A 24679-nucleotide genomic window follows, 5' to 3' on the forward strand; every position below is an offset into this window, starting at 1 on the left:
TCACCAGCCGAGCAGCCACCGCCCCCCGCCCAGCAGCGACGCGATCGACACCGCGTGGAAGAGGAAGAACCACAGCGCGGCCGGGACGTGTGTGAGGCGGGACAGTTGGTCCGCGTCCGAGTCGGGGGCTCCGCCGCGCCGCCGCTTGGCCTGGAGTTCGAAGGCCGGGCGGACCCCGCCGAGGAGCAGGAACCAGACCACGACGTACGCGAAGGCGGCCTGCACGTCCGGGTTCGCGAGCCAGGAGATCAGCAGGAACGCGCCACCCGTGATGATCATGGTGACGGCCCCGTACGCGTTGCGGATCATCACCAGCATCACGAGCAGCAGCGCCGTCGCCAGCCAGAGCAGGGCGGTGATGTGGTGGGCGGCGAGCAGCCAGGCGCCGCCGAGGCCGAGCAGCGGCGGCGCGGTGTAGCCGGCGGCCGCGGTGAGGATCATGCCGATGCCGTGCGGCTTGCCGCGGCTGACGGTCAGGCCGCTGGTGTCGCTGTGCAGCCGGATCCCTTCGAGCTTGCGGCCGCTGAGCAGGGCCACGAGCCCGTGGCCGCCCTCGTGCGCGATGGTGATCGCGTTGCGGGATATCACCCACAGCCGGTGCGGCAGGATCACCGCGAGCGCCACCACACCCGTGACCACGACGAGCCACTGCTCGGGGGCGGGCTGGGTGCCGAAGACGCGGTCCCACAGGTCGGTCAGGGACGAGGCGGCGACGGACGCCGGGGCGCTGAGGCTCTGCATATCCGGAGTGGGCTCCTCTGGGCTGGACAGATCTGGCAGTGTGGCACGTATGTGCGGACGGTATGCATCGAGTCGTAAGCCCGAGGACCTGGCGACGATCTTCGAGGTCGAGCAGTGGGACCCGGCGGAGGCGCTGGAGCCCGACTACAACGTGGCCCCCACCAAAGAGGTCTACGTCGTACTCGACCGTGCCGTGAAAGACGCCGAATCCCCGCGTCCGGTTCGCCAGCTGCGGAAGCTCAAGTGGGGACTCGTCCCGTCCTGGGCGAAATCCCCCGAGGGCGCGGCCCGCATGATCAACGCGCGCGCGGAGACCGTCCACGAGAAGCCCTCGTACCGCAAGGCCTTCACCTCGCGCCGCTGCATCATCCCGGCCGACGGCTATTACGAGTGGGTGACCGCCGCGGCCGAGCGCGAGCTGGAGGTCGAGGGCAAGAAGAAGCGGCCGCGCAAGCAGCCGTACTTCGTGACGCCCGCGGACGGTTCGGTGTTCGCGATGGCGGGTCTGTACGAGTTCTGGCGCGACCGCACGCTCGCCGACGACCACCCGCTCGCCTGGTGGGTGACGTGCTCAGTCATCACCACGGAGGCCGAGACCGGCCCGCTGGGCGTCGCCCCGGCCGAGGGCCCGCAGTCCCTCGCGGACATCCACCCGCGCATGCCGCTGATGCTGACCCCGGACCGCTGGGACGCCTGGCTCGACCCGTCCCGTACGGACACGGACGACCTCCAGTCGCTGCTCGCCCCGCCGCCGGAGGGCCTGATGCGGGCGTACCCGGTCTCGACCGCGGTCAGCAACGTACGGAACAACGGGCCGGAGCTGCTGACGGAGCTGGAGGGGCCGGAGGAGGGCACGCTCTTCTGAGCCCCCTCGTGACCCTGCTCCGGTGGTGACCCCGCTCCGGAGCCCGCACGGAACGACCCACCCCACGCGGCCCCACTAAAGTGGGCCGCATGACCGAAACCCCCGCGCACAGCACCCTCTGGCCCGCTCCTCACGCGAGCGGAGGCATCGACGCCACGGTCCATGTGCCCGGATCCAAGTCGGTCACCAACCGTGCCCTCGTGCTCGCGGCCCTCGCCGCCGAGCCCGGCTGGATCCGGCGCCCGCTGCGCAGCCGCGACACCCTTCTGATGGCCGCCGCGCTGCGCGCCCTCGGCGTCGGGATCGAGGAGGGCGTGGGCCCGGACGGCTCGGGCGAGGCCTGGCGCGTGATCCCGGCGGGTCTCGCGGGTCCGGCCACGGTCGACGTGGGCAACGCCGGCACGGTCATGCGCTTCCTGCCCCCGGTCGCCACCCTCGCCGACGGCGACATCCGCTTCGACGGCGACCCGCGGTCGTACGAGCGCCCGCTGCACGGCGTGATCGACGCCCTGCGCGCCCTCGGCGCCCGCATCGACGACGACGGCCGGGGCGCGCTGCCCCTGACCGTGCACGGCGGCGGTGCGCTCGACGGCGGCACGGTCGAGATCGACGCCTCGTCCTCCTCGCAGTTCGTCTCCGCGCTGCTGCTGTCCGGCGCCCGGTTCAACCAGGGCGTCGAGGTGCGGCACACCGGTGAGCGGCTGCCGTCGATGCCGCACATCCGGATGACCGTCGACATGCTGCGCGCCGTGGGCGTGCAGGTCGACGAGCCCGAGACCGGCGGCGAGCCCAATGTCTGGCGGGTCACGCCGGGCGCGCTGCTCGGCCGCGACCTGGTGGTCGAGCCCGATCTGTCCAACGCCCAGCCGTTCCTCGCCGCGGCCCTGGTCACGGGCGGCCGCGTGGTGATCCCGGACTGGCCGGCGCACACCACGCAGCCCGGCGACGCGCTGCGCGAGATCTTCACGGAGATGGGCGGCAGCTGCGAACTGACCGATCAGGGCCTGGTGTTCACCGGCTCGGGCCGGATCCACGGCATCGACATCGACCTGGGCGAGGTCGGCGAGCTCACCCCCGGCATCGCCGCCGTCGCCGCACTGGCCGACTCCCCCTCCACCCTCCGCGGCGTCGCCCACCTGCGGCTGCACGAGACGGACCGCCTGGCCGCGCTCACCAAGGAGATCAACGAGCTGGGCGGCGATGTCACCGAGACCGCCGACGGTCTGCACATCCGCCCGCGCCGGCTGCACGGCGGCATCTTCCACACGTACGACGACCACCGCATGGCCACGGCCGGCGCGGTGATCGGCCTCGCCGTGGAGGGCGTGGAGATCGAGAACGTGGCGACCACCGCCAAGACCCTGCCCGACTTCCCGGCTCTGTGGACAGGGATGCTCGGGGCGTAAGGGACCACCGCGATGCGCCGCTACGGCAAGCACACCGACGAGGACGACATCCGCCAGCGTCCGGGCCGCAAGGGCACCCGGCCGCGGACGAACATCCGGCCCAAGCACGAGGACGCCGCCGAGGGCATGGTCCTCACCGTGGACCGCGGCCGGCTCACCTGTCTGGTCGAGGACCGCACGATCGTCGCGATGAAGGCCCGCGAGCTGGGCCGCAAGGCGGCCGTGGTCGGCGACCGCGTCGCGCTTGTCGGCGACCTGTCCGGCAAGAAGGACACCCTTGCGCGCATCGTCCGGATCGAGGAGCGCTCCTCGGTCCTGCGGCGCACGGCCGACGACGACGATCCGTACGAGCGCGTGGTCGTGGCCAACGCCGACCAGCTCGCCATCGTCACCGCCCTCGCCGACCCCGAGCCGCGCCCGCGCCTGATCGACCGCTGCCTGGTGGCCGCGTTCGACGCGGGGCTCGAACCGCTCCTCGTCCTCACCAAGTCGGACCTCGCCCCGCCGGACAAGATCCTGGAGTCGTACGGGGCCCTCGACTTCCCGCATGTCGTCACCAGCCGCGAGGAGCTGGAGAACGGCGGTGCGGCCGATCGCGTACGGGAGTTCCTGGCCGGGCGTACGACCGCGTTCGTCGGCCACTCCGGCGTGGGCAAGACCACCCTGGTCAACGCCCTCGTCCCCGAGGACCGCAAGCGCACCACCGGCCATGTCAACGCGGTCACGGGCCGCGGCCGGCACACCACCACCTCCGCCCTCGCGCTGCCGCTCGCGGGCGCCGAGGGCTGGGTCATCGACACTCCGGGCGTACGGTCCTTCGGTCTGCACCACGTCGACCCGTCCCGGGTCATCCACGCATTCCCCGACCTGGAGCCCGGCACCGAGGGCTGCCCGCGCGCGTGCAGCCACGACGAGCCGGACTGCGCCCTGGACGCCTGGGTCGAGGAGGGCCACGCGGACCCGGCCCGGCTCTACTCGCTGCGCCGGCTGCTCGCCACGCGCGAGCGCCGCGAGGGCGACTGACGGCCGCGGCGGCCCCGCACCGCACGGCCCCGGGGTCCGTGACACAGCGCTTCGCCTCAACTTTGTTTGCGCGCCCTGCGTCCCGGTAAGTGCATAATCGCACCGAGCCGGAGCAGTGCTGAGCAAGGCCGACGAAGCGGTCACGGAGTTACTGGAGGCGTACACCATGGCGTGGCTGCTGGTCATCGTCGCCGGACTGCTGGAAACCGGTTTCGCGGTGTGTCTCAAGCTCTCGCACGGCTTCACCCGCCTGTGGCCCACGATCTCCTTCGCGATCTTCGCGCTGAGCAGCTTCGGTCTGCTGACCCTCGCGCTCAAGCGCCTGGACGTGGGTCCGGCGTACGCGGTGTGGACGGGCATCGGCGCGGCGGGCACCGCCATCTACGGGATGATCTTCCTCGGCGACGTGGTCTCCACGCTGAAGCTGGTCTCGATCTCGTTCGTGATCATCGGCGTGATCGGACTCCAGCTGTCGGGCAGCGCGCACTGAGCCGTCGGCGCCGCGTCCATTGAGCTGCCGGCGCCGCATCCACTGAGCGGCCCTGGCACCGGTGACCGACCCGCGCGCGGTCACGGGCGCGCCGTCGCCTCCAGCGTCTCGCGCACCAGCTGCCCCACTCCGCCCTCGCCCGCCGGGGCGATCACACACGAGAGCGCGAGCCGCAGGGCGAGTTCGCACTCCCGGTGGGCCCGCAGCGTCTCGCCCTTGACGGCGCCCGGTACCAGCCGGGTGGCGGCCGCCCGGTCCCGTACGAGCGCCACCAGGTCGGCGGGCGAGGGCAGCGGACCGTCGGCGCGGCGCTGCGCGGGGACGGCCGCGGTCGAGGGGACCGCCGTCAGCGGGGGCGCGGGCAGGCGCGGGCTCCAGCAGCCGGTGAGCACGGCCCGTATCAGCGCGTTCGTACGGGCGGACGTCACCGTCCACTCCGCGAGCGAGGGCAGTCCGCCCTCGGCGAGCGCGCGGTCCGCACCGGCCAGATAGGCGTCGGTCTCGCGCCGGACCAGGGCGCGGGCCAGACCGTCCTTGGAGCCGAACTCGTTGTAGAGGGTCTGCCGCGAGACCCCGGCGACGGCGGCCACATCGACCATACGGACCGTCGGCCAGGGCTTGCGCTGGAGCGCGGTGTAGGCCGCGTCGAGCAAGGACTCCCGTGCTGCGGGCATGGCTGCCTCCCCTGCCGGGCCGATACCCGGAGAGTTGACTCGCCGGAGGGGGCTGTCAAGGGGTCCGGAGGCAACGGGGTCCAAGGGGCCGTGTGGTCCCCGGCGTACGCGATCGATACTGTTCGCCCATGCCCGACTACCACGATGATCTGCGTCTCGCCCACGTCCTCGCCGACGCCGCCGACCGCGCCACCATGGACCGGTTCAAGGCGCTCGACCTCAAGGTCGAGACGAAGCCGGACATGACGCCGGTCAGCGAGGCGGACAAGGCTGCCGAGGAGCTGATCCGCGGGCAGTTGCAGCGGGCGCGGCCGCGCGACGCGATCCTCGGTGAGGAGTACGGAGTCGAGGGCACGGGCCCGCGCCGCTGGGTGATCGACCCGATCGACGGCACGAAGAACTACGTGCGCGGCGTGCCCGTGTGGGCCACGCTGATCTCTTTGATGGAGGCGGGCGAGGGCGGCTACCAGCCGGTCGTCGGCGTGGTCTCGGCGCCCGCGCTCGGCCGCCGCTGGTGGGCCGCGAAGGGCGCGGGCGCGTACACCGGCCGCAGCCTCTCCTCGGCCACCCGGCTCCAGGTCTCGAAGGTGGGCCGGATCGAGGACGCCTCCTTCGCCTACTCCTCGCTGAGCGGCTGGGAGGAGCGGGGGCAGCTCGACGGCTTCCTCGACCTCACGCGCTCGGTGTGGCGCACGCGCGGATACGGCGACTTCTGGCCGTACATGATGGTCGCGGAGGGCTCCGTGGACATCTGCGCCGAGCCCGAACTGTCACTGTGGGACATGGCGGCGAACGCGATCGTGGTGACGGAGGCGGGCGGCACCTTCACGGGTCTCGACGGGCGGCCCGGACCGCACAGCGGCAACGCGGCGGCGTCCAACGGGCTGCTCCACGACGAGCTGCTCGGCTTCCTGAACCAGCAGTACTGATCCCCCGCGTGCCTCGGCACGGGCTGCGCTGATCCCCCGCGTGCTCCTCGCGCGCCCTCAACTGGCCGCGCGCTCCCCCTTGTTGACCATCTCTTGACCTGCCACGCTGAGCCTACCCCCACATTGTGAACTTGTGAATCCTTTCTCTAAGAGCCGGGATTCACCACTAGGAGGTGGCTTCAGCCCATGCTCGTCCGTGACGCCATGAGCACGATGGTCCTCACCATCGGACCCGACCACACCCTCCGCCAGGCCGCCCGCCTGATGTCCGCCCGCCACGTCGGCGCGGCGGTCGTCCTCGACGTGGACGCCGACGGCATCGGCATCCTGACCGAACGCGACATCCTCAACTCGCTCGGCGCGGGCCAGAACCCCGACTACGAGACCGCCGGCACCCACACCACCACCGATGTCGTCTACGCCGCACCGGCCTGGACCCTCCAGGACGCCGCCGAGGCCATGGCGCACGGCGGCTTCCGCCATCTGATCGTGCTCGACGACCGCGAGCCCGTGGGCATCGTCTCGGTCCGTGACATCATCCGCTGCTGGGCGCCGAGCAGGCGCCACCCGACATCGCTCGCCGCCGGCTGACCCCTGTCGGCCGACGCCGCCGACCGACCGCCCACCTTGGACCGGGTCCAAGGTGGGCAACGTTCCAAAGTCACACCCAATCGGGACCAAGGACCCTTGAGCTGTTAGGGTTCTGGCCATGAGTGACCTTCTGGAACGACTGCGCGGACGCGGCTGGCGGATGACCGCGCAGCGACGCGTCGTGGCCGAGGTCCTCGACGGGGACCACATGCATCTGACGGCCGACGAGGTGCACGCGCGCGCCGCCGCCCGGCTGCCGGAGATCTCCCGGGCCACCGTCTACAACACGCTCGGCGAACTGGTCTCGCTCGGCGAGGTGCTCGAGGTCGCGACGGACCGCCGCGCGAAGCGGTACGACCCCAACGCCCACCGCCCCCACCAGCACCTGGTGTGCGCGCAGTGCGGCGCGATCCGCGACGTCCACCCCACGGGCAACCCCCTGTCGGACCTCCCCGACTCGGAGCGCTTCGGCTTCACGATCTCGAACGTCGAGGTCACGTACCGCGGCATCTGCCCGGACTGCGCCGCCGCCTGACCCTCACGATCCACGCCCAGGCCCCCGCATCCGTTACGCGGGGCCTTCGCATGTCCTGACGGACCGCGCTCAGGAACCACTGGGGAGCCCTCGCCAGGGCGCGCGCCGGGAGCATCCGGGAGAGCGCCCGCATCGGGGATACGGGGGCTTCGCATCCCGGCGGGGGCGCATGCCGGGGGTACCGGGGGCGGAGCCCGCGCGATCCGGCCACCCACCCCGCCACGGGGCCGCGCATCACGGCCGAAGCCCTGGCCAGCCGCCCCGCGCGCCCGGCCGCGGGGCCTCGGGCCGCGGGCGAAACCCCGGCCAGCCGCCCGACCACGGGGCCGCGGATCGCGGCCGGAGCCCTGGCCGGCCGCCCCGCGCGCCCGGCCGCGGGGCCTCGGGCCGCGGGCGAAACCCCGGCCAGCCGCCCGACCGCGGGGCTTCGGGTCGCGGGCGAAACCCCGGCCAGCTGCCCGGCCGCGGGGGCCGTGGATCGCGGCCGGCGCGGGCCTGGCTGACGACTTCCAGGGGGGGCAGAGGTAGAGCCCCCGGGATCCGACCGCACGCGCCCAGCCGCGGGCCGTGAATCCCGGCCGGAGCACCCCCGACCGCCCGACGGCAGGGGCCATGGCTCGCGGTCGCCGCTCAAGCTCCGGCCGGCCGCCGCCACGCGCCCGGCCACGGGGGCTCCGCCCCCGATACCCCCGCCACCTGATCCACGCGGGTACGCCGCACTCCCACCACCCGCCCCACCCCTCGGCCACCCGCACACCGCGAACACCCCTCGAGCGCATGCCCCGTACAACCACCAACCCCCCACCCCCTTCCCGAATCTGACGGGCCGTCATATCGTCGTCCGCGGCCGAAACCCATCGCTCCACCGCAAGGAGCTTGCGCAAGGAGATCCCGTGGGAGACCCGCACCCGACCCCACCGCACGCCCCCAGCCCGCCGAAGCCGCACGCCACCGACCCGCAGGACCTGCCCGCCCCCAGCCGGACCGACCCCCACACCCCCAGCCGCCCGGACCCGCACACCTCCACCCCACCGGTCCCCCACACCCCCACCCCACCCAAACTCCACGCCACCGGCCTCACCCGGACCTTCGGGCGTGGGACGAAGCAGGTGGAGGCGCTCGGGCCGGTCGATCTGGCCATCGCGCCGGGGGAGTTCACCTGCATCGTCGGGCCGTCCGGGTGTGGGAAGTCCACGTTGCTGCGGATTGCCGCCGGGCTGCTCAGGCCCAGCGCGGGGACCCTGGAGATACGGACGTCGAGCCCGCGCCCGGCCGCGATGATCTTCCAGGACTACGGCATCTACGACTGGAAGACCGTGCTGGCCAACGTCCGCTTCGGCCTGGACATCCAGCGCGTCCCGCGCAAGGAGGCCGACGCCCGCGCCCGCGACTGGCTGCTGCGGATGGGCCTCGCGGACTTCGCCGACGCCTACCCGGCCGCCCTGTCCGGCGGCATGCGCCAGCGCGTCGCCATCGCGCGGGCCCTCGCCGTGGAGCCCGAGATCCTGCTGATGGACGAGCCCTTCGCCGCGCTCGACGCCCAGTTGCGCACGATCCTCCAGGACGAGCTCCTGGAGCTCACCCAGTCCACCCGCACCACCACCCTCTTCATCACGCACAGTCTGGAGGAGGCGATCGTGCTCGGCGACCGCGTGCTCGTGATGTCCGCGCGGCCAGGGCGCGTGATCGCCGAGCGGCGCCCGCCGTTCGAGCGGCCGCGCTCCGGCGCCGTCCGCGACACCCCTGAATTCACCGCCCTGAAGAGCGAGTTGTGGGAGCTCCTGCGCGGCGAGGTGCGGACGGAGACGGTGCCCGCATGAGCCTCACCAAGACTCCGCAGCAGGGCACCGAGGGCCTCCTCGTCCGCAAGCCCGGCCCGCAGGAACTCCAGCCCGTACGCACCCACCGCCGCCGGCGCGCCCTGGAGATCTCCCTGGCCATCGCCGTCCCGGTGGTGCTCGTCCTGCTGTGGCAACTGGCCGCCGTCCAGGGCTGGATCGACGACCGCATCTATCCGGCCCCGCAGACGATCATCGAGGACGGCTGGGAGCGCGCGGCCGACGGCGATCTGTGGCCGGACGTCTGGGCCACCCTCAAGCGCGTGCTCGCGGGCTACGCGATCGGCACCGTCGCGGGCTACGTCCTCGGCCTCCTCATGGGCTCGCTCTCCCTCGTACGCGCGGCACTCGAGCCCCTGCTCGACGCGCTCTACGTCGTCCCGAAGCTGGCCCTGCTCCCGATCTTCCTCAACATGTTCGGGCTCGGTGAGGGCCCGCAGATCGCCCTGGTCGCCGCGACCGTGTTCTTCTTCGTCTGGATCTCCACGATGGCCGCCGTGCTCGCCGTGCCGGCCGGGCACCGCGACGCGGGCCAGGTGTTCGGCGCCTCGCCCTGGCAGATGTTCCGGCATGTGCTCCTGCCCGCCTCGCTGCCCGCCGTCCTCGTCGGCGCGCGGATCGCGGCCGGTGTCGCGGTCCTGGTGATCGTCGCCTCGGAGTCCATCGCCGCGAGCGACGGCCTCGGCAAGCTGATCTTCGAGTCGCGCGCGCTCTTCCAGAACGACGTGATGTTCGTCGGCATCGTCTGCGTCGCCGTGCTCGGCGTCGTCTTCTCCGAACTGGTCCGGATCGCCGGGCGGTTCCTCACCCCCTGGGCGCCGCGCGACCGCGGCCGCGGCCAGTCCTGATCGTCGAGTACACACGCGAACTCCGCGTACACACGCGCGTACGGAGGCACTGATGCTCACCCGCAAAACGCTCCCTGTCCTGCTGCTCGCCGGAACCCTGCTCGCCTCGGCGGGCTGCGCCAAGGAGGACGACGCACCCGCGGCCTCCTCGAAGCCGCGGGAGATCAAGGCGGTGGAGGGCTGCGGCGCCGGCAGCTGGACCGACCCCGCCGACCTCTCCCCCGACCGCAAACCGGCCCGCTGCGACAAGGGCGCGCCCGCGCCGCAGCCCCTGAAGAAGACACGCAAGCTGACCGTGGCGACCGGCACCTTGAGCGCCGAGTACGTGGCGCCCCTTCACATGGCGGTCCAGAAGGGCGAGTTCAAGAAGGAGGGCCTGGACGTCGAGCTGAAGGTGCTGCCGACGCCGGACGCCCTGCCGCTGCTCGCCAAGGGCGACATCGACGCCCAGTGGGCCGCCCCCGAGGCGGCCGTGATGAACGGCATCAACGGCGGCTTCGACATCAAGTGGGTGGCCTCCAACTACGGCCCCGACCCGAAGTCCAAGAGCGGCCTGTGGGTCCGCCTGAAGAAGGGCGAGACGGCCGAGAAGGTGCCGATGGCCGGCCGCAAGCTGGGCACGATGATCGGCAAGGGCTCCGTCATCGCGTATCCGATGAGCAAGGCCCTCACGCAGCACGGCGGCGGGCTCGACAAGGTGGAGTTCCTCCAGCTCGGCTCGGCGGACGTGCTGACCGCGTTGCAGAACGGCGGGGTGGACTCGGCCTGGCTGCTCGACCCGGTGTGGCGGAAGATCGACGGGGACGGCAAGTTCGCCTTCCTGGGCGGGCAGCCCGTGGGCGAGCCGCTGGGCGGACTGCTCTTCGGCCCGAACCTGCTCGCGAAGGACCGGGACGCGGGCGTGGCCTTCCTGCGCGCGTACACCCGGACGGTGAACACCTATTTCGCCGGTGACTACAAGTCCGATCCGGCCTTCGTGAGCGAGCTGGCGCAGGTCATGAAGATCGACGAGTCCATCCTGAAGGAGACCCCGTCGCTGCGGATGGACTGGGAGATCCGCAAGGGCACGACGGACCGGCTCCAGGACGCGTACGAGGAGGCCGGGGTGGCCGAGGGCGACCGGGTGCCGGAGGACAAGGCCGTGGACCGGTCCTTCTACGCGGAGGCGGTGGGGCACAAGCTCTGAGCACGGCCGGCACGCACGACGGAGCACGGTCGGCACACACGACTGAGGCCCGGATCTCTGGGAGATCCGGGCCTCGGTCCTTCAGTAGCGGGGACAGGATTTGAACCTGCGACCTCTGGGTTATGAGCCCAGCGAGCTACCGAGCTGCTCCACCCCGCGTCGGTGAACACCACCATACGGGAGGCCGACGACCAGCGCAAATCGGTTGCCGGGGGCCGGGCGGGGCCTTGATTTCCGCCCGCGCCGCGGCAGGCGCGGCCGTCTGTCCGGCGTGCGGGCCGGTGGCCGCTTCTCGCGCAGTTCCCCGCGCCCCTGAGGTGCCCGGCTTCGCCGGCACCCAGGGGCGTCACGCCGACAGTTCCTGCCGCAGCGCCTCGCTGAGCCGCGCCGCCCGCTCGCTCACCTCCGCAGGGCCGTACGACACCGCCTTGTCGCACCACGTCTGCGCCTCGGGAAGATCGCCACGACGCGCGTAGAGCAGGGCGAGCCGCAGGGCCGCCCGGCCGTGGCCGGCGTCGGCCGCGCGCTGCCACCACACGAGCGCCTCCGGCTCGCTGCCCTCGCGGGCCAGGAGCAGCCCGAGGTTGAAGGCGCCGCCGAGGCTGCCCGCCTCGGCCGCCGCGCGGTACCAGCGCGCCGCCTCGACCACGTCGTCCCGGGCCGCGGCGAAGGTGCCCATCCGCACCTGCGCCCGCCGGTGCCCGAGCTCGGCCGCCCGCTCGTACCACTCCTCGCACTCGGTCTTGCCGCCCGCGGCCTCGCCGAGCACCACGTCCTCGCGCCGCGTGCCCTGGTCGAGCACGGTGGCGAGCCGGTACGCGGCCTCCGCGCTGCCGCCGCCCGCCGCGCACCGCAGATGCTTCTCGGCACCCTGCCGGTCGCCCTCGCGCAGGAGCGCGATGCCGACCTGGAGCGCGGCCTCGGTGTGCCCGGCTGCCGCGGCCCGCTCGTACCACTCGAAGGCCAGCGGCTCCTCGTCGCGACCCGCATGGAGGATGCCGAGGTTGAACGCGGCGTCCACGCTGCCCGCCTCGGCCGCCTTGGAGAACCACGGCTCGGCCCCCGAGGTGTCGCCGGCCTGCATGAGCAGCACGGCGAGCGCGTTGGCCGCCTCGCGGTGTCCGGCGTAGGCGGCGCGGCGGTACCACTGCTCGGCCTGCCGCATGCGCTTCTGCTCCGCGCAGAGCAGCCCGAGGTTGTACGCGCCGTTCACATCGCCCGCGTCCATGGCCGCCCGGTACCAGCGCTCGGCGGTCTGGGTCTCGCCGCGCTCGGCGTGCAGGGCGCCGAGCGCGTTGGCCGCGTTGCCGTCGCCGTCCTGGGCGGCTTTCAGCCACCACACGGCGGCGCTGTCCTCGTCGCCCGCGTCGCGCAGCAGGAAGCCGAGCGCGCAGGCCGCGCGGGCCTCGCCGTCCTTGGCGGACGTGAGGTACCAGCGGCCCGCCTCCTTGAGGTCGCCGCGGCGCTCCAGGATCGCGCCGAGCTGCAGCGCGGCCCGGCGGTGCCCGCGCGCGGCGGCCTGCCGGTAGAACTGCTCGGCCTCGGCGAGCAGGCTGCCGCCGAGGATGCGGCTGCCGGTGTCCGGTTCGGCCGCCTCCTTGCCGTACGGCTGCGAACTGCCGGTGTCGTACGGGGTGTTGGTGCCCGTGTCGTACCGGGTGCCGGTTCCGGTGTCGTACGCGGCTCGGCTGCCCGTGTCGCACGAGGGACGGCCCTCCGCGTCGTGCGCGGATCCCGCGGCCTGCCCGAGGGGGCGCGCGAGCGGGGCCGTGCCGGTCAGGGCGCCGCGGGCCTCGGCGGCGCGGCGCTCCAGGGCGCGCGCGAGCCGGTAGGCGGCCTCGCGGTGGCCGCGCTCGGCGGCGGCGCGCATCCAGCGCTCGGCGCCGACGTCGCTGCGGTGCTCCAGGAGGTCGGCGAGTGCGTAGGCGCCGAGGGTGTGGCCCTGCTCGGCGGACTGGCGCAGCCAGTACTCGGCGGCCGGCTCGTCGCCGCGCTCGCGGTGGTGGCGGCCGAGGGCGTGCGCGGCCGCGGCGGAGCCCGCGACGGCGGCGATCCGCCACCAGCCGGCGGCCTCGTCCGCGTATCCGCGCTGGTGGAGGAGGACACCGAGGTTGTTGGCTGCGGCGCGGTCGCCGTCGGCCGTGGCCTTGCGCAGGTAGGGCTCGGCGCCGTCGAGGTCGCCGCGGCGCAGCAGCAGGGAGCCGAGCACGCTCATCGAGGCGATGTCGCCGCACTCGGCCGCATGGCGATGGCGCGCTTCATCGACGGCCGTGGCCGGATCCTCCCGGTCGGCCGACTGCGGAAGTCGCCCTGTCTCCAACAGAGTTGCCCTGTCCCCCATAGTTTCCATCGTCGCACCACCTGCAACCCGGGTACACCTGGTATACCCCGACCCGTGAGGTCACTTCAGCGTTTTGTCGACATGCCCACAGGGAGACAAGTCAAACACAGATCTGCCAACTCCCCCCGCTCGGCGCAGTAGTCACATCCGCGGCTCTCAACTGCCCCTGCGTTCAAGGGACATGAGTACGAGCCGTACGAGCGCTACGGACGGGGCGCGTGACATGCCCCGGACATGACTGAGGCCCGGATTCCTTTACGGAATCCGGGCCTCAGTCGTTCAGTAGCGGGGACAGGATTTGAACCTGCGACCTCTGGGTTATGAGCCCAGCGAGCTACCGAGCTGCTCCACCCCGCGTCGTTGTGCCGAAACCGTACCACGACGCGAGGTGGTGCTCCGACCGGCTCAGTCCTGCTCCGGTCCGCTCACTGCTGCTGCTCAGTCCTCCTTGCGGGCCTTGCCCTCGGCCTCGACGGCCCGCTGCACGGCCTCCTCGGCCTTCTTCATGGCCTCGTCGTAGCCCGACAGGTCGCCCGCCTTCAGCGCCTTGTCGGCCTCGTCGAAGGCCTTCTGCGCCTCGTCGAGCGCCTCCTTGACCGTCGGGTCACTGGAGGGCGGCGGCGTGGGCTTGTCCGGGTCCTCCTTGGGCGGATCGGCCGGGTCCTGGCCCTGCGCCCCGAAGACCGCGTCGAAGCTCTCCGCCAAGGTGTCCTTGAAGACCGGGTCGCGGGCGCCGGTGTACGAGACGCCGACCTTCTTCAGGAGCGGATAGTTCGCATTGCCGCCCTTGACGTAGACGGGCTCCACGTAGAGGAAGCCGTCGTCCATCGGGATCGTCAGGAGATTTCCGTAGACGATGTCCGAGTCGGTGCCTCTGAGGTCACGGACGAACGTCGCGACCTCGTTGTTGCCGTTGAGCTCCGACTGGACCTGCTGCGGTCCCGGCACTTCCGACTTCACGTTCAGGACTCTTATGGTCCCGTACTCGCTGCTGTTGGCATCGGCGTCCACCGCCATGAACGCCTGGAGGTTCGGCCGGCCGTTGGGCGTGAACGTGGTCGTCAGCGAGAACTTCTGCTGCAACTGGTCCTGCGTCTTGCCCTTCTCCGGCATCTTCAGGCTCTGGTAGTACGGCGGGACCGCGTTCTTCTCCTTGTTGGTCGGGTCGTCCGGCACCTGCCAGACGTCCGAACCGGAGTAGAACTGCCGCGCGTCCTCGACGTGGTACCGGGTGAGCAGCTCGCGCTGGACCTTGAACAGGTCCTGCGGGTAGCGCATGTGCTCCTTGAGCTCGGGCGAGATGGCGCTCTTCTTCTCGACCGTGCCCGGGAACGCGTTCATCCACGTCTTGAGGACCGGGTCCTTCTCGTCCCACTGGTAGAGCTTCACCGTGCCGTCGTACGCGTCGACGGTGGCCTTCACCGAGTTGCGGATGTAGTTGACCTGGTTCTGCTGGGCCACCACCGCGCGCTGGTTGTTGGCCGCCGTGAGCGAGTCGGCCGTGGTGTCGCCGAGCGTGGTGCGCGAGGCGTACGGATAGCCGTTCGTCGTCGTGTAGGCGTCGACGATCCACTGGATCCGGCCGTCGACCACCGCCGGGTAGGCGTCGCCGTCGATGGTCAGCCAGGGGGCTACGGCCTCGACGCGCTCCTTCGGGGTGCGGTTGTAGAGGATCTTCGAACCCTCGCCGATCGCGCCCGAGTAGAGGATCTGCGGCTCGCTGAACGCGACCGCGTAGGCGGCCCTGTTGATCGGGTTCGAGAGGTTGACCCCGCTCTTGCCTTGGTAGCTGGTGGTCTGCTCGCCGTCCTTCTCGTAGTCGAGCTCCTTCTGCGGACCGCCGACGATCGAGTACTGCTCGGTCTTCTCGCCGTAGTAGATCCGCTGCTGGTAGCCCTTGGGCAGCTGACCGGTGGTCGGCAGGCCCTTCTCCGTGAACTCCGGGGAGCCGGCCGGGTCGGCGTTCGGGTCGGTGCCCGTGCCCTTGGCCGTGATGGCGCCGTAGCCGTGGGTGTAGGTGAAGTGGTCGTTGATCCAGTTCCGCTTCGGGATGCCGTCGAGGTCGAGCTCGCGCAGACCGATGACGGTGTCCTGCTCCTTGCCCGAGGCGTCCTTGTAGCGGTCGACGTCGAGCGTGGTCGGGAACTGGTAGTACTTGCGCAGCCGCTGGAGGGTGTCGAAGGTCGGGCCCACCACGTTGGGGTCGATCAGGCGGTAACTGGCCTGGGCGTCCGCCTGCTTGCGCTGCTCGGACTTGGCGGCGTCGTCGGTGCCGATCTTGCCCTTGCCGTCGTAGTCCTGGATCTTGACGCCGTCGATGTCGTACGCCTTGCGCGTGGCCTCGATGTTCTTCTCGATGTACTCCTGCTCCTTGGCCTGCTCGTTCGGCTCGACCTGGAACTTCTGGACGATGGCCGGGTAGAGGCCGCCGATCAGGATCGCCGAGAGCACCATCAGGCCGAAGCCGATGACCGGGAGCTGCCAGGTGCGGCGCCACAGCGTCGCGAAGAACAGCACGGCGCAGATGGCCGCGATGCAGAACAGGATGGTCTTCGCCGGCAGGTACGCATTCGCGTCGACGTAGCGCAGACCCGTCCAGTTGCCCGTGGCCTTGAAGTCACTGGACTTGACCGCGAGTCCGTACCGGTCGAGCCAGTACGCGACGGCCTTGAGCGCCACGAACAGGCCGAGCAGCACGGAGAGATGACCGGTCGCGGCCGAGGTGGCGCGGGCGCCGCCGGTGACGCGCAGGCCCCCGTACAGGTAGTGCGTGAGCGCGGCGGCGATCAGCGAGAGCACGGCGGCCGCGAAGCCGAAGCCGAGCAGGAAGCGGTACCAGGGCAGGTCGAAGGCGTAGAACGCCACGTCCAGGCCGAACTGGGGGTCCTTCTGGTTGAACGGGACCCCGTTGACCCACATGAGCCACGTGCGCCACTGGCCCGCCGCGGACGCGCCGGCGATCAGGCCCACCAGGGCGGTGATCGCGAGCAGGATCCACTTCTTGTACGGGGCGATGCCCATGCGGTAGCGGTCGAGGCTCTGCTGCTCGAGCGACATCGCGCTGAGCGGCGGGCGCAGGCGGTGCGCCAGCCAGATGTTGACGCCGACTGCCGCGGCCATGAGCAGGCCGAAGACGGCGAACAGGCCGATCTTGGTCCACAGGGTCGTGGTGAACACCGAGGAGTAGTTGACCGACCGGTACCACAGCCAGTCCGTCCAGAACCCGGCGAACATCACGAACAGCATGGCGAGCACGGCGAGCACGCCGAGCGTCATCAGCAGGGTGCGGACACGCCGGGACGGACGGCCCACTCTGATCCGTGGCCCCGACGGGGGGCCTGAGCCGCGGTCCGGCATCTGGAAAGCCAAGGTGCGCACCTCGAAGTTCGGCGGTCGGTGGTCGGCTCCGCGATCGTAGAGCCCACTCGTGCAACTTACTGAAGCTTTACTCAGTTCCCGTACCGGGGTTGGCGTTTCCGATCCGTGATCTGGACCGGGCGGCCCCCTCGGCGGAAGCGGATTCCTGTTCCGGGGTCTGAACCAGGCAGGATATGGCGCATGTCGAATGTTTCCCCCTCCGGCCCCCCGATGGCCGCGAGCCCGCTGACCCGCGCCGTGCTCGAGATCGACGAGTACGTCGGCGGTCTCGGCTGGGACCAGCCCGCCCGTCTGTTCGCCCTGGTGGACACCGCCAAGCTGCGCGCGCAGGAACCGGGCCTGGCCGGCCGGCTCGGCCTGACCGGCGACGAGGCGGCGGACGCGTTCACCCCCATCGAGCAGGACGAACTGCCCGCGGGCGCACCGCTCGACGAGTTCCTCGGCACGATCGCGTGGCCCGACGCGGTGGCGGGCTGTGCGCTGTCGGTGGAGCGTCTGATGCTGCCGCCGTCGGCGGAGGCCTCCGTTCCGGAGGGCCTGAACGAGGCCCAGCTCGCGAAGTGGGTGGCCAAGCACCCGGACCGCCAGGACGTGCGCATGACGGTGGCGGTGCTGCGGGACGGCTCGCGCGAGTCGGCGCTGCGGCTGCGCGAGAAGGACTCGCCGACGGACGTGCTGACCGGCTCGGACCTGGTGCCGGGGCTTGCGGAGGCGCTGGCGGCGACGTTCGCCTGAGCTGTTTCTGCTCGGACCTGAGCCGTTTCCACTCGGATACGAGGAGGGGGCGCCGCATCGGATGCGGCGCCCCCTCCTCGTTCGCTCAGGTCACTTGGCGGAGCAGGACGGCAGGTCCGAGGTCTTGCCCGCGCGGATCTTGTCCAGGGAGTCCATCGCGTCGTCGATGGTCTTCACCTTGACGAGGGTGAGGCCGTCGGGGATGTCCTTGGCGGCGGAGGCGCAGTTGTCCTCGGGCGTGAGGAAGTACTCCGCGCCCTTGTTGCGGGCGCCGACCGTCTTCATCTCGATGCCGCCGATCGGGCCGACCTTGCCGTCGTCGTCGATGGTGCCGGTGCCCGCGACGAACTTGCCGCCGGTGAGGTCCTCGGGGGTCAGCTTGTCGACGATGCCGAGCGCGAACATGAGGCCGGCGCTGGGGCCGCCGACGTCGGCGAGCTTGATGTCGATGGTGAACGGGAACGTGTGGTCGGTCCCGGCCTGGATGCCGACGATCGCCCGGTCGTCCTCGGGGGCCTTCTCCGTGGTCACGGTGACCTTCTCGGTGGCCGTGGGCTCCTCGCCGGCCTTCTCGGCGGCGGCCGCGTCCTGGGCGGGCACGATCGTGAACACCACGTCCTCGCCCGGCTTGTGCTTCGTGACCAGCTTGGCCACGTCCTCGGGCTGCTCCACCGCCGTACCGTCGACGTCCTTGATCACATCGCCGGCGTGCAGCTTGTCCTCGGCGGGGCTGTCCTTGAGGACGCTGCCGACGATGACGCGGGACTTCACCGGGATGTCCAGCTCCTTGAGCGCGGCGACCTTGGCGCTCTCCTGGGACTGGCTGAACTCCTCGGCGTTCTCCTGCGTCGACTGCTCCTCCGTCTTGCCGTCGGGGTAGAGGGTGTCGTGCGGCACCACGACGTTGTCGTGCGCGAGCCAGCCGTAGACGGCCTCGAAGAGGTTCATCTTGTAGTCGGCGCTGGTGACGCGGACCGTCGTCATGTTGAGGTTGCCGGTCGTCGGGTACGTCTTGTGGCCCGAGATCTGAAGGACCGGCTCGCCGTCGTGCTCGCCCAGGGTGTTCACCGTGGGGCCCGGGGTCATCTCCGAGTACGGGACCTTGATCAGCACACCCGCGCACAGCAGCGCGATCAGCAGCAGAGTGGAGGCGAGCATGGTCGCGGTGCGGCGAGGCATGGAACGACAGTACGGGACGCGTCTGTGAGTGCACCCCTGGGGCCGGTCCGTCCGTGGCCCTGCTCGGTGCCGCGGCGGGCGTGCCGTGATCAGGTGGCGTCCGCGCCGCGGTGGGGCGGCGTCCCTGCCGGGATCAGGCGGCGTCCGTGCCGGTGTCCCGGTCGGCTCCGCTGCTCTCCATGGCGGCGCGGAACTTCGCGTATCCCGCGAGCTCGGTGACATCGCCCATACGTCCGGACTTGCGGGCGCGCGTGGCCCAACTTCCCCACAGGGCCGCGCCGATCGCGGCGAAAAGCGGAATGAGCAGCCATGCGAGCGATGCCATACCGACCTCCCGACCCCAACTGCCCGATCACTACTGAGTGATCAGCAGATTAGCCATCCGTACGGACAACGCTCGGGGCGGGGTCCGGGTTACGCAACCGGAGGGGCGGATGCGTCCTCCTGTTGCTCACGGGGTCAGCAGGCGCCGACCCACTCCTCGGTCCCGTCCGAGAACTTCTGGTGCTTCCAGATCGGGACCTCGTGCTTCAGGGTGTCGATCAGCTGCCGGCACGCCTCGAAGGCCTCGCCGCGGTGCGGACAGGACACGGCGACGACCACCGCGATGTCACCCACCTCGAGGTCCCCCACGCGGTGGACGGCCGCGAGCGCCCGGACCGGATAGTCGGCACAGACCTTCTCGGCGACGCGGCGCAGCTCGGCCTCGGCGGTGGGGTGGCAGGAGTAGCCGAGCGAGTCGACGTCCGCGCCCCCGTCGTGGTTGCGCACGGTACCCACGAAGAGCGTGGTCCCGCCGGCCGCGCTGTCGCCGACGGCCGCGAAGACCTCGTCGACGGAGAGCGGGGTCTCGCGGATCGCGAGCAGCCGGATCGGATCCTGCGCCGCCTGCTCGCCTGGGTGGTCATACCGTGCAGCCATGCGGTCCATCGTGCCGTATGGGTGCGGTGTCGCGGTATAGCGGTTTCGACCGGGGGTGGGGCGGTGGAATCGGAGGGTCCTACAGGGGCCGGGTGATGGTCCCCTCCCGCCCGGGGGCCGAAGCCCTTTCCAGGCTATCGGCGACCACTGACACCGAAGCAGGCGCGCGGGTCAGACCCCGCGCCGCTTGCGTGCCCTGCGTACCACCGCCGCCGCGCCCAGCAATGCCACCGTCGCGCCCGCCGCTCCCGCGGCCGTGGCGTCCTTGCGGCCCAGGCGGCGGCCCGCGACCGTGTGGCGGCCCTGGACCTCTTCCAGGAGTTCCGCGAGGACTTCCTCGTTGGTCCACTGCGGGCGCCAGCCCGCGTCGTGGAGGCGGCTGACGCTGACCACCCAGGGGTGCATCGTGTACGCGAGGTCGCCGGCCGGGGACGGGGTGAGGCCGATGCGGTGGAGACGGGCCGCGGCGCCCAGCGCGACCGTCGAGGGCAGCTCCATGCGGCGGATTCCGCTGAGCTCCTCGACCTCCTCCTGCTCCAGCCAGCCGTCGCAGCCCACGGCCACTTCGCCGTCGACCTTTTCGAGTACGGCGTATTCGAGCGCGCTGCACAGGTCGTCGACGTGGCAGAACTGCCAGGTGGGGCGGGAGCCCGCGACGACCAGGAGGCGGGGCGACTCGAAGTAGCGGGTGAGGGCCGTGTCGGTGCCGCCCACCAGGACGGCCGGGCGCAGGACCGTGACGTTCAGGCCGGGGTGCGCGCGAGGGGCGCGGCGGGCCAGGCGCTCGATTTCGAGGAGGTCGCCGACGCCCGTGGCCTCCGCAGTGGCCTTGAGTTCGGAGTCCTCCGAGAGCGGGAGTTCGTTTTCCGGGAGTGCGCCATAGACCATCGCCGAGGTGCACAGGACGACACGGTGGACGCCTGCCGCGGCGGCCGCCGTGAGGACCGTCTGCGTGCCGCGCACGTTGTACGCCGTGCGCGCGGCCGCGTCCGTCTCCAGGTCGAGGTCGAGCGCCAGATGCACCACGGCGTCCGCGCCGCGCAGCTTCTCGGCGATCGCCGGGTCCCGTACGTCCAGGATGTGCCACTGCGCGGCCGCGCACTCACCGCGCCGCTCGTCGATGGCGATGACCTGCTTGATCTCTTCGGATGCGGCCAGGCGCTCGACGAGCTTCGCGCCCACGCCGGTGGCCGCGCCGGTCACGGCGACCACAGGGCCCCGCACTGGCAGGGTTGAGTCGTTTCGCGCTGCGCGAACCTTCGGATCCGGGGAACTCACCAGGCGTCTCCAGCGGTTGTCTTCAGTACGTACGTGAATGACGCGTACGTACCAGGTGGCGTCCATCCTGCCGCAGCCCTTGCGGTGACGGAGCACCGAGGCCCGAAGCGGGCCGGGTGTCTAGGCTGGGTGGTGTTGTCGGGCAGTCGCCGCCGGCTTGAGATGCCGGCGGCCCTACGAGCCGAGGATTCCCGTGAGTGACACCCCATTCGGATTCGGCCTTCCGCCGGAGGAGCCGGAAGACGGCGACGAGGGCAAGAAGAAGGATCAGCAGGGCGGTGGCCAGGGCGGACCGGCTAATCCGTTCGGTTTCGGGTTCCCCGGAATGGGCGGCCCGGGCGGTCCCGGCGGTGCCGGGGGCGACAACCCCTTCGCCGCCATGTTCGGGTCGATGAACCCCAATGACCTGGGCGCCGCCTTCCAGCAGCTCGACCAGATGCTCTCGTACGAGGGCGGCCCGGTGAACTGGGACATGGCCAAGCAGATCGCCCGCCAGACCGTCTCGCAGGGCACCTCGGACGGTACGAAGGATGCGAGCGTGGGTACGGCGGAGCGCGCCGCGGTCGAGGAGGCCGTGCGCCTGGCCGACCTCTGGCTGGACGGCGTGACCTCGCTGCCCTCGGGCGCGAACACGGCCGTGGCCTGGTCGCGCGCCGAGTGGGTCGAGGCCACCATCCCGGTCTGGCAGGAGCTGGTGGACCCGGTCGCCGAGCGCGTCGGTAACGCGATGGGTGACGTGCTGCCCGAGGAGATGCAGGCCATGGCCGGCCCGCTCATCGGGATGATGAAGTCCATGGGCGGCGCCATGTTCGGCCAGCAGATCGGCCAGGCCGTGGGCGTGCTCGCGGGCGAGGTCGTCGGTTCGACGGATATCGGTCTGCCGCTGGGCCCGGCCGGCAAGGCCGCGCTGCTCCCGGTGAACATCCAGGCCTTCGGCAAGGACCTGGGCATCGACCAGAACGAGGTGCGGCTCTACCTCGCCCTGCGCGAGGCCGCCCACCAGCGCCTCTTCGCCCACGTGCCGTGGCTGCGCTCGCACCTGTTCGGTGCGGTCGAGGGCTATGCGCGGGGCATCAAGGTGGACACCACCAAGCTGGAGGACGTGGTCGGCCAGTTCGACCCGTCGAACCCGGAGGAGCTGCAGAATGCGCTCCAGCAGGGCATGTTCCAGCCCGAGGACACCCCCGAGCAGAAGGCCGCGCTCGCCCGTCTCGAGACGGCGCTCGCGCTGGTCGAGGGCTGGGTGGACGCGGTGGTGCACGAGGCCGCGAAGGACCGTCTGACCTCGTCGAACGCGCTGCGTGAGACGCTGCGCCGGCGCCGCGCGAGCGGTGGTCCCGCCGAGCAGACCTTCGCGACCCTGATCGGTCTCGAGCTGCGCCCGCGCCGCCTGCGCGACGCCGCGCGTCTGTGGGCCTCGCTCACCGACGCCCGCGGTCTCGACGGCCGCGACGGCCTGTGGGCGCACCCCGACATGCTGCCCACCGCCAAGGACCTGGACGACCCGGACGGCTTCGTGCACCGCGGCGACCAGGGCCCGGAGGGCTCCGGCGACGACGAGCCGAAGCTGGACTTCGACGCGATCGACAAGATGCTGGGCGAGGCGGCAGGCTCGGGTCCGGACCTTCGCAAGAAGGACGACGCTTCCAAGGACGAGGACGACGACAGCAAGTGAGCCTGCACGAGAACGCCACCCTCGTACTGAAGAAGTACGAGGACCAGCCCGAGCTGCGTCAGCAGTATCTGGATCACCTGGCCGCGCATGACGACGGCATGTGGAAGGCCTGCGAGGCCGGGCATCTGACGGCCTCCGCGCTCGTCGTCGACCCGTCGCGCGGCAAGGTGCTGCTCACGCTGCACAAGAAGCTCAACATGTGGCTGCAGATGGGCGGCCACTGCGAGCCGGGCGACGCGACCATGGAGGCGGCCGCGCTGCGCGAGGCCACCGAGGAGTCCGGCATCGAGGGGCTCACGCTGCTCGGCGGCGGCCCGGTGCGCCTGGACCGGCACCCGATCCCGGCGCCCTGCAACTGGCACCTGGACATCCAGTACGTGGCGCTCGCGCCGGCCGGCGCGCCGGAGGCGATCAGCGACGAGTCCCTCGACCTGCGCTGGTTCGCGTACGACGAGGTGGCGAATGTGGCCGACGAGTCGGTCGTACGGCTGACGGAGCGGGCGCGCGCCCGGCTCTGAGTCACGGAACATGCGTAAGGGGCGGGCGCCATCGGCACCCGCCCCTTACATCTGCCTGCAACTGCCCTGCTACGACCAGGCGTTGCCCTGGTTCTGACCGCGGGCGCCCTGCTGGCCGGCGCCGTACTGGGCGGCGATGCCCGAGCCGATCACGGCGTTCTGCGGCGGCATGACCTCGCTGGGCTGGACCAGGACGACGCCCTGGCCGAGGAAGCTGAGCTCCCAGCCCTCGCCGGTGTTGCCGCGGCGGCGGCGCACGCTGGAGTTGGTCGTCTGGGCCTGCATCTGCACGCGCAGCGAGGTGGACCAGGCGACGATCGCGTCGGCGTCGACGCTCACGTACTTCTCCGGCGTGACCTGCATCATCAGCGGCTGGCCCGAGGTCATGAGGGCGACCTTGCCGGTGCCGGTGATGTTCAGCTGGTACTTGCCGGATCCGGAGATCCCGTACTGGCTGTCCACCGCGATGACTTCGTGGTTGAGCTGGGTGTCCAGGGCGAGCACGTACTGGCTGTCCACCGTGAGGCCCTCGCGCTCGACGTCCACGAGGTGGATGTACTGCGCGAGGTTCGCGAGGTAGACGGTGCCCTGCCCGGAGCAGCGCATCAGGTCGAGGCCCTCGCCGGTGCGGTTGCGGGCGCGGCGCTGTCCCGCGGACTGGTACTCGCCGTCGAACTCGACCAGGCCCTGGTAGGCGACCATCGCGCCCTTGCGGGCGAGCAGGTCGTCATGGCCTTGCAGGTTGACCCGCAGGAGCTGCGGGTTCTGCAGGGCGTAGCGCTCCTGGGTCTGGTTCTCGGTCTGGCTGAAAAGCGCACTCTGCATGGTTGGTTCGCTCCCCCTCAGCCCCGGACCCGCAGGCGGTCGGAGCTGTCCTCGCTCGGCTGTACGACGACGATGCCCTGGCCGGAGAAGGCCATCTGGTAGGCCTCTCCGCTGCCCCGTCCGACGAGGGAGGAGGCCTTGAAGCTGCGCTTGCCCTTCACCTTCAGGTTCGGGGACCAGGCGAGCAGGGCGTCCGGGTCGACGTACGTCTCGTCCTCGCCCCGGCCGCAGTCCACGACCAGCGGCGTGCCGCGCGAGGTGATGGCCACCCAGCCGGTGCCGGCGATCTCCACGTTCCACAGGCCCTGGCCCGCGAACTTGGCCATGCCCTTGACCTTCTCGACGCCCCACTGGAGGTGCGCGTCGAACGCGAGGACGTTGGTGCCGTTGACCGAGATCGAGTCGTTGTTGAGGTTGATGACGACCACGTCGGCGCCGTAGTCGGCCAGGTAGAGCAGGCCGTCGCCGGAGCACTTCATGATCGGGGCGCCTTCGCCGGTCACCCACTGCGAGGCGATCTGGCGGACGGCCGGCGGGTTGGGCTCGTACTGGATGAATCCCTCGTACGACACCATCGAGCCGGTGCGCGCGTAAAGGTCCTGGCCACTGGCCATGGCGACCTTGAGCATCGTGCGGCCGTGGTTCTCCATACGGGCCTGCATCGGGGTCGGGGCGTAGCCCGCGAGCTGCTGCATCATTTCTT

23 protein-coding genes and 2 tRNA genes are annotated in these 24679 nt (G+C 71.3%); 13 read left to right on the forward strand and 12 right to left on the reverse strand.

Features of this window, described 5'->3' with window-relative positions; translation table 11 throughout:
* A complete protein-coding gene (locus BLT97_RS27705) occupies positions 1-741 on the reverse strand; it encodes a M50 family metallopeptidase (protein ID WP_093614937.1) in 741 nt (246 codons plus the stop codon).
* A gap of 49 nt (positions 742-790) precedes the next feature.
* Here BLT97_RS27705 and BLT97_RS27710 point away from each other — a divergent pair, with 49 nt between their 5' ends.
* The 4 genes from BLT97_RS27710 (at position 791) to BLT97_RS27725 (ending at position 4525) form a co-directional block, all read left to right on the forward strand.
* Positions 791-1606, forward strand: a complete 816-nt coding sequence (locus BLT97_RS27710; RefSeq protein WP_093614939.1) for an SOS response-associated peptidase — start codon at positions 791-793, stop codon at positions 1604-1606.
* An 89-nt stretch (positions 1607-1695) separates the two neighbouring features.
* A complete protein-coding gene (aroA, locus tag BLT97_RS27715; RefSeq protein ID WP_093614941.1) occupies positions 1696-3012 on the forward strand; it encodes a 3-phosphoshikimate 1-carboxyvinyltransferase in 1317 nt (438 codons plus the stop codon).
* A gap of 12 nt (positions 3013-3024) precedes the next feature.
* A complete protein-coding gene (gene rsgA / locus BLT97_RS27720) occupies positions 3025-4035 on the forward strand; it encodes a ribosome small subunit-dependent GTPase A (RefSeq protein ID WP_093614943.1) in 1011 nt (336 codons plus the stop codon).
* Positions 4036-4201: 166 nt separating this feature from the next.
* Positions 4202-4525, forward strand: coding sequence for a DMT family transporter (locus BLT97_RS27725; RefSeq protein WP_093615231.1), 324 nt, complete (start codon positions 4202-4204; stop codon positions 4523-4525).
* A gap of 80 nt (positions 4526-4605) precedes the next feature.
* Here the strand turns inward: BLT97_RS27725 and BLT97_RS27730 are convergent, their stop codons facing one another.
* Positions 4606-5199, reverse strand: coding sequence for a TetR/AcrR family transcriptional regulator (locus BLT97_RS27730; protein WP_093614945.1), 594 nt, complete (start codon positions 5197-5199; stop codon positions 4606-4608).
* A gap of 128 nt (positions 5200-5327) precedes the next feature.
* On the opposite strand from BLT97_RS27730, the gene hisN reads away from it, so the two are divergent.
* The 6 genes from hisN to BLT97_RS27760 all read left to right on the forward strand — a co-directional run bounded on the left by hisN (position 5328) and on the right by BLT97_RS27760 (position 11126).
* Positions 5328-6128, forward strand: a complete 801-nt coding sequence (gene hisN / locus BLT97_RS27735) for a histidinol-phosphatase (protein WP_093614947.1) — start codon at positions 5328-5330, stop codon at positions 6126-6128.
* Between the two features lie 186 nt (positions 6129-6314).
* On the forward strand, positions 6315-6719 hold the full coding sequence (locus BLT97_RS27740) for a CBS domain-containing protein (protein WP_093614949.1): 405 nt from the start codon (positions 6315-6317) through the stop codon (positions 6717-6719).
* A gap of 118 nt (positions 6720-6837) precedes the next feature.
* On the forward strand, positions 6838-7254 hold the full coding sequence (locus BLT97_RS27745) for a Fur family transcriptional regulator (protein ID WP_093614951.1): 417 nt from the start codon (positions 6838-6840) through the stop codon (positions 7252-7254).
* 1109 nt (positions 7255-8363) lie between these two features.
* Positions 8364-9074 (forward strand): ABC transporter ATP-binding protein, encoded by a 711-nt coding sequence (locus BLT97_RS27750; RefSeq protein ID WP_245769586.1) that lies wholly within the window; start codon positions 8364-8366, stop codon positions 9072-9074.
* Positions 9071-9940: an ABC transporter permease gene (locus tag BLT97_RS27755; protein ID WP_093614953.1), complete on the forward strand. Its 870-nt coding sequence runs from the start codon at positions 9071-9073 to the stop codon at positions 9938-9940. The genes BLT97_RS27750 and BLT97_RS27755 overlap by 4 nt, the downstream gene beginning before the upstream one ends.
* 52 nt (positions 9941-9992) lie before the next feature.
* Positions 9993-11126, forward strand: coding sequence for an ABC transporter substrate-binding protein (locus BLT97_RS27760; RefSeq protein WP_093614955.1), 1134 nt, complete (start codon positions 9993-9995; stop codon positions 11124-11126).
* A gap of 85 nt (positions 11127-11211) precedes the next feature.
* On the opposite strand, the gene BLT97_RS27765 is transcribed toward BLT97_RS27760, so the two are convergent.
* The 4 genes from BLT97_RS27765 to BLT97_RS27780 form a co-directional block, all read right to left on the reverse strand.
* A tRNA-Met gene (locus BLT97_RS27765) sits at positions 11212-11285 on the reverse strand.
* A gap of 187 nt (positions 11286-11472) precedes the next feature.
* Positions 11473-13476 (reverse strand): tetratricopeptide repeat protein, encoded by a 2004-nt coding sequence (locus tag BLT97_RS27770; protein WP_093614957.1) that lies wholly within the window; start codon positions 13474-13476, stop codon positions 11473-11475.
* A gap of 274 nt (positions 13477-13750) precedes the next feature.
* Positions 13751-13824, reverse strand: a tRNA-Met gene (locus BLT97_RS27775).
* Positions 13825-13905: 81 nt separating this feature from the next.
* Positions 13906-16824, reverse strand: a complete 2919-nt coding sequence (locus BLT97_RS27780; protein WP_093614959.1) for a UPF0182 family membrane protein — start codon at positions 16822-16824, stop codon at positions 13906-13908.
* 201 nt (positions 16825-17025) lie between these two features.
* Between BLT97_RS27780 and BLT97_RS27785 the strand changes: the two genes are divergently transcribed.
* On the forward strand, positions 17026-17580 hold the full coding sequence (locus BLT97_RS27785) for a PPA1309 family protein (protein ID WP_093614961.1): 555 nt from the start codon (positions 17026-17028) through the stop codon (positions 17578-17580).
* Positions 17581-17670: 90 nt separating this feature from the next.
* On the opposite strand, the gene BLT97_RS27790 is transcribed toward BLT97_RS27785, so the two are convergent.
* The 4 genes from BLT97_RS27790 to BLT97_RS27805 form a co-directional block, all read right to left on the reverse strand.
* The gene (locus BLT97_RS27790) at positions 17671-18759 is read right to left on the reverse strand and encodes a YlbL family protein (RefSeq protein ID WP_093614963.1); all 1089 of its coding nucleotides are present in this window, start codon (positions 18757-18759) and stop codon (positions 17671-17673) included.
* Between the two features lie 133 nt (positions 18760-18892).
* Positions 18893-19084 carry a hypothetical protein gene (locus BLT97_RS27795; protein ID WP_093614965.1) on the reverse strand — a complete coding sequence of 64 codons (192 nt, stop codon included), beginning with the start codon at positions 19082-19084 and terminating at the stop codon, positions 18893-18895.
* A gap of 134 nt (positions 19085-19218) precedes the next feature.
* The gene (locus BLT97_RS27800) at positions 19219-19680 is read right to left on the reverse strand and encodes a molybdenum cofactor biosynthesis protein MoaE (protein ID WP_093614967.1); all 462 of its coding nucleotides are present in this window, start codon (positions 19678-19680) and stop codon (positions 19219-19221) included.
* Between the two features lie 171 nt (positions 19681-19851).
* The gene (locus tag BLT97_RS27805; protein WP_093614969.1) at positions 19852-20958 is read right to left on the reverse strand and encodes an SDR family oxidoreductase; all 1107 of its coding nucleotides are present in this window, start codon (positions 20956-20958) and stop codon (positions 19852-19854) included.
* A gap of 193 nt (positions 20959-21151) precedes the next feature.
* On the opposite strand from BLT97_RS27805, the gene BLT97_RS27810 reads away from it, so the two are divergent.
* Both BLT97_RS27810 and BLT97_RS27815 read left to right on the forward strand, forming a co-directional pair.
* On the forward strand, positions 21152-22633 hold the full coding sequence (locus BLT97_RS27810; protein WP_093614971.1) for a zinc-dependent metalloprotease: 1482 nt from the start codon (positions 21152-21154) through the stop codon (positions 22631-22633).
* Entirely contained in the window at positions 22630-23151 is a 522-nt protein-coding gene (locus tag BLT97_RS27815; protein WP_093614973.1) for an NUDIX hydrolase, read from the forward strand. The genes BLT97_RS27810 and BLT97_RS27815 overlap by 4 nt, the downstream gene beginning before the upstream one ends.
* A gap of 69 nt (positions 23152-23220) precedes the next feature.
* Here the strand turns inward: BLT97_RS27815 and BLT97_RS27820 are convergent, their stop codons facing one another.
* Positions 23221-23976 carry an AIM24 family protein gene (locus BLT97_RS27820; protein WP_093614975.1) on the reverse strand — a complete coding sequence of 252 codons (756 nt, stop codon included), beginning with the start codon at positions 23974-23976 and terminating at the stop codon, positions 23221-23223.
* A gap of 17 nt (positions 23977-23993) precedes the next feature.
* On the reverse strand, positions 23994-24674 hold the full coding sequence (locus BLT97_RS27825) for an AIM24 family protein (RefSeq protein WP_093614977.1): 681 nt from the start codon (positions 24672-24674) through the stop codon (positions 23994-23996).
* Positions 24675-24679 lie beyond the last annotated feature (5 nt).

It is taken from the genome of Streptomyces indicus (genome assembly GCF_900100315.1).
GTDB classification, from domain to species: domain Bacteria; phylum Actinomycetota; class Actinomycetes; order Streptomycetales; family Streptomycetaceae; genus Streptomyces; species Streptomyces indicus.

Coding starts and splice junctions, on each gene's coding strand:
- BLT97_RS27705 (WP_093614937.1), bottom strand. CDS start 741: ATGCAGAGCCTCAGCGCCCCGGCGTCCGTCGCCGCCTCGTCCCTGACC.
- BLT97_RS27710 (WP_093614939.1), top strand. CDS start 791: ATGTGCGGACGGTATGCATCGAGTCGTAAGCCCGAGGACCTGGCGACG.
- aroA (WP_093614941.1), top strand. CDS start 1,696: ATGACCGAAACCCCCGCGCACAGCACCCTCTGGCCCGCTCCTCACGCG.
- rsgA (WP_093614943.1), top strand. CDS start 3,025: ATGCGCCGCTACGGCAAGCACACCGACGAGGACGACATCCGCCAGCGT.
- BLT97_RS27725 (WP_093615231.1), top strand. CDS start 4,202: ATGGCGTGGCTGCTGGTCATCGTCGCCGGACTGCTGGAAACCGGTTTC.
- BLT97_RS27730 (WP_093614945.1), bottom strand. CDS start 5,199: ATGCCCGCAGCACGGGAGTCCTTGCTCGACGCGGCCTACACCGCGCTC.
- hisN (WP_093614947.1), top strand. CDS start 5,328: ATGCCCGACTACCACGATGATCTGCGTCTCGCCCACGTCCTCGCCGAC.
- BLT97_RS27740 (WP_093614949.1), top strand. CDS start 6,315: ATGCTCGTCCGTGACGCCATGAGCACGATGGTCCTCACCATCGGACCC.
- BLT97_RS27745 (WP_093614951.1), top strand. CDS start 6,838: ATGAGTGACCTTCTGGAACGACTGCGCGGACGCGGCTGGCGGATGACC.
- BLT97_RS27755 (WP_093614953.1), top strand. CDS start 9,071: ATGAGCCTCACCAAGACTCCGCAGCAGGGCACCGAGGGCCTCCTCGTC.
- BLT97_RS27760 (WP_093614955.1), top strand. CDS start 9,993: ATGCTCACCCGCAAAACGCTCCCTGTCCTGCTGCTCGCCGGAACCCTG.
- BLT97_RS27770 (WP_093614957.1), bottom strand. CDS start 13,476: ATGGAAACTATGGGGGACAGGGCAACTCTGTTGGAGACAGGGCGACTT.
- BLT97_RS27780 (WP_093614959.1), bottom strand. CDS start 16,824: ATGCCGGACCGCGGCTCAGGCCCCCCGTCGGGGCCACGGATCAGAGTG.
- BLT97_RS27785 (WP_093614961.1), top strand. CDS start 17,026: ATGTCGAATGTTTCCCCCTCCGGCCCCCCGATGGCCGCGAGCCCGCTG.
- BLT97_RS27790 (WP_093614963.1), bottom strand. CDS start 18,759: ATGCCTCGCCGCACCGCGACCATGCTCGCCTCCACTCTGCTGCTGATC.
- BLT97_RS27795 (WP_093614965.1), bottom strand. CDS start 19,084: ATGGCATCGCTCGCATGGCTGCTCATTCCGCTTTTCGCCGCGATCGGC.
- BLT97_RS27800 (WP_093614967.1), bottom strand. CDS start 19,680: ATGGCTGCACGGTATGACCACCCAGGCGAGCAGGCGGCGCAGGATCCG.
- BLT97_RS27820 (WP_093614975.1), bottom strand. CDS start 23,976: ATGCAGAGTGCGCTTTTCAGCCAGACCGAGAACCAGACCCAGGAGCGC.
- BLT97_RS27825 (WP_093614977.1), bottom strand. CDS start 24,674: ATGATGCAGCAGCTCGCGGGCTACGCCCCGACCCCGATGCAGGCCCGT.